The sequence below is a fragment of the Streptococcus sp. KR genome, assembly GCF_002238115.1.
Taxonomy (GTDB): domain Bacteria; phylum Bacillota; class Bacilli; order Lactobacillales; family Streptococcaceae; genus Streptococcus.
On the sequence record NZ_NGVM01000001.1, the window covers coordinates 147,606 to 161,655 of the forward strand.

The following is a 14,050-nucleotide window of genomic DNA, read 5'->3' on the forward strand; positions in this document are numbered from 1 at the left end:
TAGTTCATAGAAAGGTAGAGAGAATATGGTTTTTCCTAGCGAACAAGAACAGATTGAAAAATTTGAAAAGGATCATGTAGCCCAGCATTATTTTGAGGTTTTGCGTACCTTGATTTCTAAGAAGTCGGTCTTTGCCCAACAGGTGGGTCTCAAAGAAGTTGCCAACTATCTGGGTGAGATTTTCAAGCGTGTGGGGGCTGAAGTGGATATTGATGAGACTTATACGGCGCCTTTTGTCATGGCACATTTCAAGAGTTCGCGTCCAGATGCCAAGACCCTGATTTTCTATAACCACTATGACACTGTGCCAGCGGATGGGGATCAGATCTGGACAGAGGATCCCTTTACTCTTTCAGTGCGCAATGGTTTCATGTATGGGCGTGGGGTTGACGATGATAAGGGTCATATCACGGCTCGTTTGAGTGCTTTGAGAAAATATATGCAGTACCACGATGACCTGCCTGTCAATATCAGTTTTATCATGGAGGGAGCGGAGGAATCGGCTTCGACAGACCTGGATAAGTATCTGGAAAAACATGCGGATAAACTCCGTGGCGCAGATTTGTTGGTCTGGGAACAAGGGACCAAAAATGCCTTGGAACAGCTGGAAATTTCTGGTGGAAATAAGGGGATTGTGACCTTTGATGCCAAGGTGAAAAGTGCTGATGTGGATATCCACTCGAGTTATGGTGGGGTTGTGGAATCAGCTCCTTGGTATCTCCTTCAAGCCCTACAGTCTCTTCGTGCCGCAGATGGCCGTATCTTGGTTGAAGGTTTGTACGAAGAAGTTCAAGAACCAAATGAACGTGAATTGGCCTTAGTGGATACCTATGCCCAACGAAATCCAGGGGAAATCAGCCAGATTTATGGTTTGGAATTGCCTCTCTTACAAGAGGACCGCGCAGCCTTTCTAAAACGTTTCTTTTTTGAGCCAGCCCTTAATATCGAAGGAATTCAGTCAGGCTATCAAGGACAAGGTGTTAAAACGATTTTGCCAGCAGAAGCCAGTGCTAAGTTAGAAGTTCGTTTGGTTCCTGGCTTAGAACCGCATGATGTTCTGGAAAAAATTCGGAAACAGCTAGACAAAAATGGCTTTGATAAGGTAGAATTATACTATACCTTGGGAGAGATGAGCTATCGAAGTGATATGAGTGCGCCAGCCATTCTCAACGTAATCGAGTTGGCCAAGAAATTCTATCCACAGGGCGTTTCAGTCTTGCCGACAACAGCGGGGACAGGGCCTATGCATACGGTCTTTGATGCCCTAGAGGTGCCTATGGTAGCCTTCGGTCTAGGAAATGCCAATAGCCGAGACCACGGTGGAGATGAAAATGTGCGAATCGCCGATTATTACACCCATATTGAATTAGTAGAGGAGCTGATTAGAAGCTATGAGTAGAGATATTATCAAGTTAGATCAGATCGATGTGACTTTTCACCAAAAGAAGAGAACTATCACAGCGGTCAAGGATGTGACCATTCACATCCAAGAAGGGGATATCTACGGAATCGTTGGATATTCTGGAGCAGGGAAATCAACCCTTGTACGGGTGATTAACCTCTTGCAAAAACCATCTGCAGGGAAAATTACCATTGACGACGATGTGATTTTTGACGGCAAGGTGACCTTGACGGCAGAGCAGTTGCGTCGTAAACGTCAGGATATCGGAATGATTTTCCAGCATTTTAACCTCATGAGCCAAAAGACAGCAGAGGAGAATGTAGCCTTTGCCCTTAAGCACTCTGGACTCAGCAAGGAAGAAAAGAAGGCTAAAGTAGCTAAGTTGTTGGACTTGGTTGGCTTGGCGGATCGTGCTGAAAACTATCCTTCACAACTATCTGGAGGGCAAAAACAGCGTGTGGCCATTGCACGTGCCTTAGCCAATGACCCAAAAATCTTGATTTCAGATGAATCAACGTCTGCCCTTGACCCTAAGACGACCAAGCAGATTTTGGCCTTGTTGCAAGATTTGAACCAAAAATTAGGCTTGACTGTTGTCTTGATTACGCATGAAATGCAGATTGTCAAAGACATTGCCAACCGTGTGGCAGTTATGCAGGATGGGTATTTGATTGAAGAGGGCAGTGTCCTTGAAATCTTCTCAGACCCTAAACAACCTTTGACCCAGGACTTTATCTCAACAGCCACAGGTATTGATGAAGCCATGGTCAAGATTGAGAAGCAAGAAATCGTGGAACACTTGTCTGAAAACAGTCTCTTAGTGCAACTCAAGTACGCTGGAGCTTCAACAGACGAGCCACTTTTGAATGAATTGTACAAGTATTATCAAGTAACGGCTAATATCCTCTATGGAAATATCGAAATCCTCGATGGAACTCCTGTTGGAGAATTGGTGGTGGTCTTGTCAGGTGAAAAAGCAGCGTTGGTAGGTGCCCAAGAAGCCATTCGTCAAGCAGGCGTACAGCTAAAAGTATTGAAGGGAGGACAGTAAGATGGAATCATTGATTCAAACCTATTTACCAAATGTTTATAAAATGGGCTGGGCTGGTCAAGCAGGCTGGGGAACAGCCATCTACCTAACCCTTTATATGACAGTTCTTTCCTTCATCATCGGAGGTTTCTTGGGACTAGTTGCAGGTCTTTTCCTTGTCTTGACAGCGCCAGGTGGTGTCTTGGAAAATAAAGTCGTTTTCTGGATTTTAGACAAAATTACCTCCATTTTCCGTGCGGTTCCTTTCATCATTCTCTTGGCAGTCTTGTCACCCTTCTCTCATCTAATCGTAGGAACAAGTATCGGACCAAATGCGGCTATCGTACCGCTATCTTTTGCAGTCTTTGCCTTCTTTGCCCGTCAGGTACAGGTTGTCTTGGCTGAACTGGATGGCGGTGTCATTGAGGCAGCTCAAGCGAGCGGAGCGACATTCTGGGATATCGTGGGTGTTTACCTATCAGAAGGTCTTCCAGATTTGATTCGTGTGACGACTGTGACCTTGATTTCCCTTGTTGGGGAAACAGCTATGGCCGGTGCAGTTGGAGCTGGTGGTATCGGTAACGTGGCCATCGCTTATGGATTTAACCGCTACAATCATGATGTGACCATCTTGGCAACCATCATTATCATTTTGATTATCTTTGCAATCCAATTCTTGGGAGATTTCTTGACCAAAAAATTGAGCCATAAATAAAAAAGAGCTAGGCCATCTGTACATCAATTCATAGGAGTTGTCGTTATAGTCAAGACTTAAAATTCTCTGTACTAGTTGCTATCAACCGTTACTTTTAAGAGTAAGAGAGTTAAGAATTGTGGGGAGTCAATATGCAAAATCTGGGAGAAGTTTTTAAAGAATTGAGAAAGAGTCGGAATATATCTCTCCAGGAGGCGACGGGAGGAGAGTTTACTTATTCCATGCTGAGCAAATTTGAGCGTGGAGAAGCAGATTTATCCTCTATGAAATTGATTACTGCCTTAGATAACATCCACTCTGACTTGAATGAATTTATGTACTTGGTACGTGGTTTTTCTCAGAAACAGATTTTGGCTTTTCAAGAAAATCTCTGGGAACTATATGACAGAGAAGGGATTGATTCTCTCCAATCCTTGTATGAAGAGACGACTAAAAAGTACAGATCAAGTGCTAAAACAAGCTATCTTTTACAAATGATTCGTATCAAAAGCCTTCTTGTGTTTTTTGATTCAGAAATACGAGCAACGGATGAAGAACTGACTTTTCTCTATGACTATTTTTTTACTATTGATATCTGGGGAAATTATGAATTAGAACTATTTTCAACGATTTCTACTTTGTTCCCTCTGCCCCTCTATTTTAAATATTCTAGGGAGATGTTGCAAAAGACGGATTTATTAGGCTCTTTACCTAGTAACAAAGTCGCTATTGATACCATTTTAATTAATGGACTCTTTAAAGCGATAGAGGAAAAGGATAAATTAAAAGCAGACTATTTTACCTTTCAGGTTGAAAACCGCGATTTACCAGAATCTGAAGCTTATCTTAAAATCATTTATATGATTGCTAAAGGGTATTATGATACTATTTTTAAAGTAGAAAATAAGGGGCTTGAAAAAATCCAAAGAGGCATTACAATCTTACAAGATTTAGAGTATGTAGATGGTGCAAGATACTATGAAAACTATTTTGCAAGTCAGCTCTCGAATAAAGATTTGTAATATATTCCAATTACATCGACTGATGAAAAATAAATGGGTTTGTAGATGGAGTGATAAATAGCAGTATCTAGGAGCTAGAGTTCCTATTTTCAGAAAAAATATATTACAAAAAAGTGGGGAGTCCCGCTTTTTTTGTTAGACTGAATTCAATAGAATACTCTTTGAAATGTGAGAAAGGCCTGTTATGAAACTATTCTTAAGACATCATTTATTTAGAATACTGACCTTATCAAGGTTTTTGAGCTCAAGTGGAGCTTATATTTATAATCTGGTATTTATCGTTTATGCTGCGAGTCTACCCTTTAAAAATATAGCTGTATTTATGGCGAATATGATTACGATTTTACCTTTCCTATTTACTTTTTATGTTGGGATTAAGGCTGATCATACTCGGAATAAAGCAGGGACAATTATCTGGGTTGGTTGTGTGCAAAGTCTACTATTTCTTTTGATTGCTAGTGTGATTCATGACCAGAACTTCGTAACGTTTGCTTTTATCTGTATGGTTAACATCTGTTCGGATATTTTATCGGATTATACAGCAGGCCTTCGTATGCCGATTATCCAGCATAATATTTCGGAAGATAAGCTCTATGAAGCTTATTCCTTTACTCAGTTTGTTTCCTATTTATCAAATCTAGGAGGTCAAGCCTTAGGAGTATGGTTACTCACAACCAGTCATCAAAATTTTTCTTTTGTTGCAATTGTGAACGCTGGCTTCTTTTTACTATCTTCTCTTATTTTGTTCAAAAATAGAAGAGAATTGACGTATTTGTCTGTAAGTGTAGAGGATAAGTCGATTAGTTTACTCCAACAAGTTAAGGCAATCTATGCGGACATGGATGATATCTTTAGGCAGAGAGAAAGTAAATCATTGTTTAAAATGATCCTTGTCATTTTGGTAATGAATACTTTGGGAGGAGCTATTGGAGGTATTTATCACTTTTATTTATTAGACCATACTATCTATCATCTCAGCTATGCTCAAGCCCTATTTTTAATTGAATGTGTTAGCTTGGGAGGAGCTATTCTTGGTAGCCTAACTCCCCATGATTATTTTGGGAAATTGTCTTTTTCAAGCTTGTTATCGCTCAATGCAATTCTGTTTGTCTTGCTGGATACTGCTAATATTTTAGAGTTTTCTCCTCTAGTAGGTGTTGCCTGCTTAGCCTTTGTCATGTATTTGATGTCGAAATCAATGCCTAAATTAGATACTCTGTTACTGTCTAATTTGAGTGCGGATGTATTAGCTAGAAGTAATAATCTCTTGAGTATGATTTTTTCCCTAACATTACCCTTGGGAATGTCTGTATTTTCCTTCTTAGCTTTACAAGATATCAGACTTTGTTGGTGGGTGTTTTTGGTAGTGAGTGTGATAGGGCTGATTTTATCCCTAGAAAAAGGAAGTTTTTCAGGTAAAAAATTTTAACCTAGGAAGCTCAAGCTTACTAGAAGACCTTCCAGATGTGATTCGTGTGACGACTGTAACCTTGATTTCCCTTGTTGGGGAAACAGCTATGGCCGGGGCAGTTGGAACTGGTGGTATGGGTAACGTAGCCATCGCTTATGGATTTATACTCTTCGAAAATCTCTTCAAACTACGTCAGCGTTGCCTTGCCGTAGGTATATGTAACTGACTTCGTCAGTCTTATCTACAACCTCAAAGCAGTGCTTTGAGCAACCTGCGGCTAACTTCCTAGTTTGCTCTTTGATTTTCATTGAGTATTAACCGCTACAATCACGATGTGACCATCTTGGCAACCATCATTATCATTTTGATTATCTTTGCAATCCAATTCTTGGGAGATTTCTTGACTAAGTCTTGAGCCATAAATAAAAAAGAGCCGTGTGGCTCTTTTTTAGTAATCAGATTTTCTGCGCAAATTTTTTACTCAAGGCTTGTCCAATCAAAGCACCTAATAGGGCTCCGATGACAATACTTGCGATAAATAGAAGGATGGTTCCAGGGTTTGGCGCAACCATGATACGGTCGATATATTCTTGGGATTTTCCTCTTGCTAGAAGGGTTGCCATATAGGCTTTGGGCGCAATCCACATGATTAGGATTGGTCCTGATGTGCTAAAAGCAAAGAGAATGAAAGAAAGGAAGTTCTTTGTTTGGTCCTTGTATTTTCCGAGGCTAGCTACTGCATCTGCTAGGAGACCACAGATAATTCCAGGAAGGAAGGCACCGGCACCGTGTTTAGTTCCCAAGAAAAAGAGGGCAATGACAAGGCCGATAGTGGTAATGGCTCCAAAGCGCGGAACTTTTGCGACTAGGATCATATAGACGCTACCGCCGAAAAGGGCAGTAAAGGCAGGCGCATAAAACATGTTTCCAGCTTGGTCAAAGAAATTGCCCAAAAGGACACCAATCCCCATGCAGAGGAAGTAAAGAACTGCAAAAAGCAGTGTAGTTAAGATAGATTTTTTCATGAATTGTCTCCTGATAATTTTTTCACAATTCTCATTGTACCACGGTTTTATGGGATTGTAAATGGATACTAGAAGTTTTTGAAAACGCTTGAAATATGATATAATAGTTTCATAGTTATTTTTAGGGGGATATCATGGGTAGATTTTTAGACTTTGTCTTTAATCGTTTCTTTTTAGGGATGATTGCGACAGCCTTCTTTTGGCTATTAACCTTGGTAGGAGGGATTATCCTTGGTCTAGCGCCGGCTAGTGCCACCTTGATGAGCCTATATGCAGAACATGGTTACAGCTTTCGGGAATACAGTTTGAAGGAGGCGTGGTCTCTTTATAAGCAAAATTTCGTCTCAAGCAATCTGATTTTCTATAGCTTTTTAGGGGTGGATCTAGTTTTGGTCTATGGCCTGTATCTCTTGGTTCAATTGCCTCATCAGACTATTATTCATTTGATTGCGACCTTTTTGAATGTTCTAGTAGTTGCCCTGCTGTTTTTGGCTTATACAGTATCTTTGAAATTACAAGTTTATTTTGACTTGTCTTATCGAAATAGTCTCAAACTATCCTTGATTGGCATCTTTATGAGCTTAGCGCCTGTGGCCAAGGTTCTCCTTGGGACAGTGCTACTTGTGGCAATTGGTTACTATATGCCTGCCCTACTTTTCTTTGTAGGAATTGGGATGTGGCATTTCTTTATCAGTGATATGTTGGAACCGGTCTATGAAAGTATCCATGAAAAATTGGCGACAAAATAGAATGAAGCAGTTTTGGCTACATACGCTTCTAAGAACCTACAGTTCAGTTATGATGATTATTATTGCGAGTTTTGCAATCTTACTCTCTTACGCTGACTGGGATTCACGGGAAAAGGAAGCCCAGAGAGTAGCCCAACGTGTAACCACTCGAACAGTCGATGAGGTAGAGTATTATTATCGCGAGTCAGCCCAGCTAGCGCAAGATTTGGTAGCCAATCAAGACCGGATACAAGGGGTTTATAAGTACTTTAGCTTGTCAACTTCTGAGTATTTTTATTGGCTGTTGGAGCATCAAGCAGCTTCGTCAACTTCTATTTCTCTGTATGAAAACATTGATGATCTTTATGTCCAAAATGACTCTATAACGGGTGTTGCAATCGTCTTGCAGGATTTTAAAGAAGTTTATGTTTCAACAAGGGATAAAAGAAGTGGTCATGTCTTGCCAGCTGAGGCCTTTAAACCAGAGGCCAATAGTTTTGGAATTCCAGTTCTGGATCCAGCAACGGATCAATCTATAGGAGTGATATACATCTCCTTGGATCCAGAAGTTTTATATCATGCCATTGACAATACCCGAGGTCATATTCCGATGGCTGTTACTGTGACATCACCATTTGATACGGAGATTTTTCATATTGGTGAGAGGGTCAATAGGGAACATGAGAACTGGTTTGTTGGTATGACTTCTCATGGATATCAGGTTCAGGTGGCAGTTCCTAAAAACTTTGTTTTACAAGGAACAGTTGCCAGCTCTGCTTTGATTGTGGGTTTGAGCCTTCTCTTTATTGTCATTCTCTATCTGACTTTGAGGAAGACTTTTTCAAATTATCAAAAGCAGGTAGTGGATTTAGTGGATTCCATCCAAGCTATTGCCCAAGGAGAGGAAGGTCTTCGTATTGACACACTTGAAAAGGATCAGGAATTGCTCCTAATCGCGGAGACGACCAATGATATGTTGGATCGATTGGAAAAGAATATCCATGATATTTATCAGTTAGAGCTTAGTCAAAAAGATGCCAATATGCGGGCCTTGCAGGCGCAAATCAACCCTCACTTCATGTACAATACGCTGGAGTTCTTGCGCATGTACGCAGTCATGCAAAGTCAAGATGAGTTGGCAGATATCATTTATGAGTTCAGTAGCCTGTTGCGTAATAATATTTCGGACGAAAGAGAAACTCTTCTCAAGCAGGAATTAGAATTTTGTCGTAAATATAGTTATCTTTGCATGGTTCGTTATCCCAAGTCCATTGCCTATGGTTTCAAGATAGACCCAGAGTTAGAGAATATGAAGATTCCTAAGTTTACCTTACAACCGCTGGTAGAAAATTATTTCGCGCATGGTGTTGACCACAGACGGACAGATAATGTGATTAGCATCAAGGCGCTTAAACAGGCTGGTTTTGTAGAAATTTTGGTGGTAGATAATGGCCGTGGAATGTCGACTGAAAAGCTGGTCGATATCCGAGAAAAGTTAAGGCAGAGACATTTTGAACACCAAGCCAGTTATAGTGAACAAAAGCAGTCTATCGGGATTGTCAATGTCCATGAGCGTTTTGTGCTCTATTTTGGGGATCGCTATGCCATTACTATAGAGTCTGCGGAGCAAGCAGGTGTTCAGTATCGTATTACAATTCAAGATGAGTAGAAAGGGAGAAAATGTATAAAGTATTATTAGTAGATGATGAGTACATGGTGACAGAAGGTCTGAAACGTTTGATTCCTTTTGATAAGTGGGATATGGAGGTCGTCGCAACAGCCAGTCATGCCGATGAAGCCCTAGAATATGTTCAGAAAAATCCCGTCGATGTAGTCATTTCCGATGTCAATATGCCCGACAAAACAGGGCTTGATATGATTCGGGAGATGAAAGAAATCTTACCAGATGCTGCCTATATCCTGCTCTCAGGTTATCAGGAGTTTGATTATGTAAAAAGAGCAATGAACCTTAGTGTGGTGGACTATCTGGTCAAACCTGTTGATAAGGTAGAGTTGGGAAATCTGCTGGAGAAGATTGCAGGTCAGCTCGGCGAGAGAGGAAAGAAAAGTCAGATCCTCAGTCAAGATTTAGACGAGGCTGGATTTGTTAGTTATCTAGGAGGTAAGGAGAATTGGTGGATAGGCCTATCCAAGGAGAAACAAGGCTCTTTCACCATTCCCTACTATGTCTTGGGTCAAGACTGGCAGATTTTCATTTCTGACCAACCCCTAGATGGTTTAGTCGTTACTCCCTTTGAAGCTCCCTATCAAGAACACTTTGAACGCTGGAAGCTGAATGCTGAGAAAGCCCTCTTTTACGGCTCTGTAAATCTACAACGGTCTGAGAGTCTCTTTGCCTACTACGAACCGATTTATAGGGTTATCATTCAGGGGAATCTCAATCAAATCGTAGAAGAGTTAAATCTCTTGGAGAAGGTGGTTCTTGAAAATACGCCGCGTGTTCCGATTACCAAACAGCTTTTTATCCAGTTTGTCATGGATGTCTTTCATTTGTTTGAACATCTAAAGGCTGATGATTTGACGGATATTGTCAAAACGATTCATGCTATTCAAACCTTCGATGAATTGGTTCCTTATATCAAGGAAACTCTGACTCGATTCTTTGGGCAATATCGTATGAATGAAAATGTGGTTAGTGTGCTAGAAGTCATTGGGCGTGATTATCAGAAAGAACTTTCTCTCAAGGATATCAGTAAGGATCTCTTTATCAATCCTGTCTATCTGGGGCAGTTGATTAAGCGAGAAACCAATTCGACCTTCGCAGAGCTTTTAAACAAACAACGCATTAAGGCTGCTCAGCAACTTTTACTTTCAACCAGTGACAGTATCGAAGATATTTGTTATGCTGTTGGCTACAGTAATGTTGGATATTTCTATAAAGTGTTCCGAAAATTGTGCGGAAAATCGCCAAAAGCCTACCGAAAACAGGTAGAAACTACACTATAATATTTGTATCCCTTTACAAAAAGTGCTATAATATCAATAATAATATCAGGAGGTTCTATCATGAAAAAGAAACCGATTTATCTATGGGTATTACTGATTTTTTCAGCCTTACTCTCAGCAATGTCACTATTTGGAATCATATCTCCAGTACCTACTGCGGAGGCTATGAACAATCTAGAAACATCAGCATCAGGTGTTAATGCTACTTATGCTAAGGAGCTCGTTGCTTACACCATTAAGGTATCGGAGCATGGTCATTCTATCTTCAACATTCTCTTGGTTGTCTTATCTGTTATTCTGGTGGTTGTGTCTTTGGTTTTCCTTGTTCGTAAAAACATCCAATTGGCTAACTACACTTATCTTGCTTATGTCTTCGTTGCCATCGTTGGTTCTATCTACAACTTTATCGGCGTTCAGGATGCGGTTTTACTTTTTACAGACCCTAACATCCGTATGGGAGCGGAGCTTGGTGCCAAAGGTTCTGCTATTTTTGGGATCGTACTCAATGTTATCTTCCTAGCAATTGTCTTCTATAAAATGTGGCGTCAGCAAAAAGAATTGACAGAAACTCAAGAAGAGGAAGAACTTGCCTAAGAGTTGACAAAGCATAACTATCAAGATACAATCTTGGTAGTTATTTTTTATGATTTAAAAAAAGGAGGAGAACATGAAAAAAGTTTCCTTGGTCTACATCAGTCTGAGCGGAAATACGGAGAGTTTTGTGACGCGCTTGAAAGACTATCTCTTGTCCCAGTACGAGGGAATTGAGGTTCAAAAGATTCATATCAAGGATTTGGTCAAAGAAGGCCAAGATTTCTATGAAATGGACCATCCCTATGTTGCTTTTTTGCCGACTTACCTAGAAGGTGGGAATGGCGTGGATAACGGAGATGTCGAGATTTTGACGACACCAGTGGGAGATTTTATCGCCTATGGTGACAATGCTAGTAAGTGTTTTGGTGTGGTTGGTTCAGGAAATCGTAACTTTAATAACCAATACTGCCTGACAGCCAAGCAATATAGTCAACGTTTTGGCTTCCCTGTATTGGCTGATTTTGAAATGCGAGGTATGCTGGGAGATATCAAACGTGTCGCAGCGATTATCGCAGATTTGTATGAGTTGGAAAGTTAAGCTGAAACCAATCTTTCAATCATTAGAAGAAAGAACTTATTATATCCCCCTCTATAGCAGAGATGAAAATTACCTATAAAATTTTTGTGAACTATATATCAGTTTACACTAGACACAAGATATAGTATTTTCAAGAATATCAAAAAAGGCGACTTCCAAGCGGAAATCGTCTTTTAATTATTTAAGTAATTCATATTCAAAAATCTTTGGTAAAAGATAGGAGTTGTAATATTGTTTAAGTTCTTCTTTTAGAGATACAATATAACTATTTAAAATAGGATATTTATAGATGGTCGTCTTATTTTTTCCTACCCCTTCTGTCCAAGATTTATTTAACTGTTGTTCAATTTGATAAGTTCCGTAAGTGTTTTGAGGTGAAAATTCATCACACCCCTTCACTTCACTCATAATAAGCGACCATAAATTTAGCAATTTTTTTTCATCAGCATTTAGCTGATAGTTTTGTAATGCTTGAAATGCTATTGTTTTTGATTCAGGGAAATCAAGACAAAGCTCATTCCGATAAAAAACCCCATCTTGCCCTTCAAAAGATAAACAATTATTTTTGTGTGATAGACAAGTATAAAGAAGACTAGCTTTTAAAAATTCTTTATCCATAAGATAGTCATTACCTCTATCAGATGATGTAAAGTAAAAATCTTTTTCAAACCAGTAGCTTTGAGGAAACATCTTTGTAGCAAATAATGGACAGACTTTTTCAAAGTTATCTTTTGTGATAAACATACCTCTCCCATTGAAATAAGCCAATCTTCCTAAATGAAACGAAGCAGAACCTTGACAAAAATAACCGAGAACGTTTGAATCATTGTAACTAATAGTATCTTGCTTTCTAACAACTGGATTCCCTTGACTGTCACAAGAGACAATTGTATGAGATTTACCTATATATCTCTTGTTGTATGAAGAGAAAGGGCTGTTAATTTCTTTTACAGTTGAATCATTTAATTGTATTAACTGGCCATCTTTATCAATATCGTATGTCTTCAATACAAAATCTTTAGGAGGGTTATTTTTCCCATAAGACCATAGAACACAACTAATAGCTGATGGACTAGCATGGAAATGTTTTCTGTTGAAAAGAAAACCACTTTCAAAACGATGATGAGGTTTGTCTATTAGTCCAATAGATTTAAAGTATTTTACAGGAGAGAATACAATATAGCTATCTGCATCTTGCCTAAGATAATATTTAAAAGCAGACCAAATAAAGCGATTAGCAAAGTCTCTAACAGAACTAATATTACTGTTTCTAAATGTATTTTTTGCATCTTTCATTTGTGTATAAACAAAAGATTCTTTATTTCCAGTACGATGTTTATTTCCTTCTTCGTCATAATAAGCACGAATTGAAGAACTATCATCGTAAGGAGGGTTTTCAAGTAGTATTATTGTGTATTTATCATCATTTACATACTGCATAATTAAAGGATTTTCAATATAATCTTTTGTCATTGCATCTGCATTGCTGATTTTACCGTTTTCATAGATAACATTTGCTTCTGTTGGTGGAATAATATTCTTTACTCTATCACCTATTCTTTCAGATAGTACCTTGTACTCATAATATTCATAAGTGCTGATCACGCAATGTGAAATCAGTTCCTCACCGTTTTTATCAAATTCCCCAATTAGAGCAGATTCCAGATTTCCAGTACCAGCACATCGGTCTATGATAACGTAGTCATTTCCATCTGGGACTTTAGCGACTGCTTCTTTTACAAGTTCAACTGCTTTTTGGCAGTAAATTTTAGGTGTATAATACGCTCCCAAATCTTTTTTATTAAGCTTATCATTAAGGCAGTCCATAAGATATTTAAATTTTGTATTAGTTGCATGTTGGTAGCTATTTATTAAGCCTTTAAAGTGTCTGGGGTCTCTAATTTCACCGTTAATATTTATTTTACCTGTACCATCTCCTAAAAAATCCCCTTTTTTAGCAGTTGGCATTTCTCGATAGTATCTCTCAGCCCAACCAACAATACAATTTTCATCAATATCAATAGGCACATACCAATCTGTTATATTTTCAACCTTGTTGATAAGCAGTTTCTTCACTTTATCAGCATCAACTTGGTTAGAGTAGTCATAAACAGCGTGAGGGGTGACATCTTTTGAAAAAGCATCATTATCTTTTGAAGCTGAACCAATATAGATTGTTTGTATATCCTCTAAATAATCCTTTGAGTGATATTCATAAACTTTGCTACCATTCAGGTCAATTAGTAAAATCCTCGCAGGAACAGATTGCCCTTTCACCCTTAATTTTGATAGATACTTTATCGCCTGGAATAGAACCTTACCTGTATTAGTAATATTTAACTTAAATTCCAAAATATTCCCGTGATAAACACCATCTGTACTATTAACTAATATCGAATTATCTTCTAAATAAGGAATCTTGAAATTTTTAAAAAATTCAATTTGTCCTTGTTTTTCTGTCTCATAGTTCTGTTTAGGCAATGCAACCACCACCTTTCAAAACTTCTATTAAGACGGAAAAACGACAAACTTTTTCACAAAAATGTGAAAAAGCCTGTTTTAGTGCTTGACAAAAAACACGTCCGATTACATAATCAGCGTGAGCTGTGAGCTGTGAGCTGTGAGCTGTGAGCTGTGAG

General features: G+C 39.0%; 12 protein-coding genes and 1 pseudogene. 11 read left to right on the forward strand and 2 right to left on the reverse strand.

Going from position 1 to position 14,050, the window contains the following annotated elements; all coding sequences use genetic code 11:
• Positions 1 to 25: 25 nt before the first annotated feature.
• The 6 genes and pseudogenes from CBI42_RS00760 to CBI42_RS13450 form a co-directional block, all read left to right on the forward strand.
• Complete coding sequence (locus tag CBI42_RS00760; RefSeq protein WP_094753015.1) at positions 26 to 1,399, forward strand: M20 family metallopeptidase; 1,374 nt, start codon at positions 26 to 28, stop codon at positions 1,397 to 1,399.
• A complete protein-coding gene (locus CBI42_RS00765) occupies positions 1,392 to 2,453 on the forward strand; it encodes a methionine ABC transporter ATP-binding protein (RefSeq protein ID WP_094753016.1) in 1,062 nt (353 codons plus the stop codon). Before CBI42_RS00760 ends, CBI42_RS00765 begins: the two co-directional genes overlap by 8 nt.
• Before the next feature lies 1 nt (position 2,454).
• Positions 2,455 to 3,147, forward strand: coding sequence for a methionine ABC transporter permease (locus CBI42_RS00770; protein WP_000444647.1), 693 nt, complete (start codon positions 2,455 to 2,457; stop codon positions 3,145 to 3,147).
• A gap of 221 nt (positions 3,148 to 3,368) precedes the next feature.
• Positions 3,369 to 4,148, forward strand: coding sequence for an Rgg family transcriptional regulator (locus CBI42_RS00775; RefSeq protein WP_256963618.1), 780 nt, complete (start codon positions 3,369 to 3,371; stop codon positions 4,146 to 4,148).
• Positions 4,149 to 4,332: 184 nt separating this feature from the next.
• On the forward strand, positions 4,333 to 5,577 hold the full coding sequence (locus CBI42_RS00780) for a hypothetical protein (protein ID WP_049488544.1): 1,245 nt from the start codon (positions 4,333 to 4,335) through the stop codon (positions 5,575 to 5,577).
• 16 nt (positions 5,578 to 5,593) lie between these two features.
• Positions 5,594 to 5,985 (forward strand): annotated as a pseudogene (locus CBI42_RS13450) (hypothetical protein); the annotation flags it as partial.
• Between the two features lie 29 nt (positions 5,986 to 6,014).
• On the opposite strand, the gene CBI42_RS00800 reads toward CBI42_RS13450, so the two are convergent.
• Complete coding sequence (locus tag CBI42_RS00800; protein ID WP_049493890.1) at positions 6,015 to 6,584, reverse strand: MptD family putative ECF transporter S component; 570 nt, start codon at positions 6,582 to 6,584, stop codon at positions 6,015 to 6,017.
• Between the two features lie 134 nt (positions 6,585 to 6,718).
• Here CBI42_RS00800 and CBI42_RS00805 point away from each other — a divergent pair, with 134 nt between their 5' ends.
• From CBI42_RS00805 to nrdI, 5 genes are all read left to right on the forward strand, one after another.
• The gene (locus CBI42_RS00805; protein WP_049493892.1) at positions 6,719 to 7,333 is read left to right on the forward strand and encodes a YesL family protein; all 615 of its coding nucleotides are present in this window, start codon (positions 6,719 to 6,721) and stop codon (positions 7,331 to 7,333) included.
• Positions 7,311 to 8,981, forward strand: coding sequence for a sensor histidine kinase (locus CBI42_RS00810; RefSeq protein WP_306425617.1), 1,671 nt, complete (start codon positions 7,311 to 7,313; stop codon positions 8,979 to 8,981). The genes CBI42_RS00805 and CBI42_RS00810 overlap by 23 nt, the downstream gene beginning before the upstream one ends.
• An 11-nt stretch (positions 8,982 to 8,992) precedes the next feature.
• Positions 8,993 to 10,279, forward strand: a complete 1,287-nt coding sequence (locus tag CBI42_RS00815) for a response regulator transcription factor (protein ID WP_033682432.1) — start codon at positions 8,993 to 8,995, stop codon at positions 10,277 to 10,279.
• Between the two features lie 60 nt (positions 10,280 to 10,339).
• On the forward strand, positions 10,340 to 10,873 hold the full coding sequence (locus CBI42_RS00820) for an ABC transporter permease (protein ID WP_049493894.1): 534 nt from the start codon (positions 10,340 to 10,342) through the stop codon (positions 10,871 to 10,873).
• 73 nt (positions 10,874 to 10,946) lie between these two features.
• Positions 10,947 to 11,411 (forward strand): class Ib ribonucleoside-diphosphate reductase assembly flavoprotein NrdI, encoded by a 465-nt coding sequence (nrdI, locus tag CBI42_RS00825; RefSeq protein ID WP_020901834.1) that lies wholly within the window; start codon positions 10,947 to 10,949, stop codon positions 11,409 to 11,411.
• A gap of 177 nt (positions 11,412 to 11,588) precedes the next feature.
• Here the strand turns inward: nrdI and CBI42_RS00830 are convergent, their stop codons facing one another.
• Positions 11,589 to 13,904 (reverse strand): hypothetical protein, encoded by a 2,316-nt coding sequence (locus CBI42_RS00830; protein WP_094753017.1) that lies wholly within the window; start codon positions 13,902 to 13,904, stop codon positions 11,589 to 11,591.
• Positions 13,905 to 14,050 lie beyond the last annotated feature (146 nt).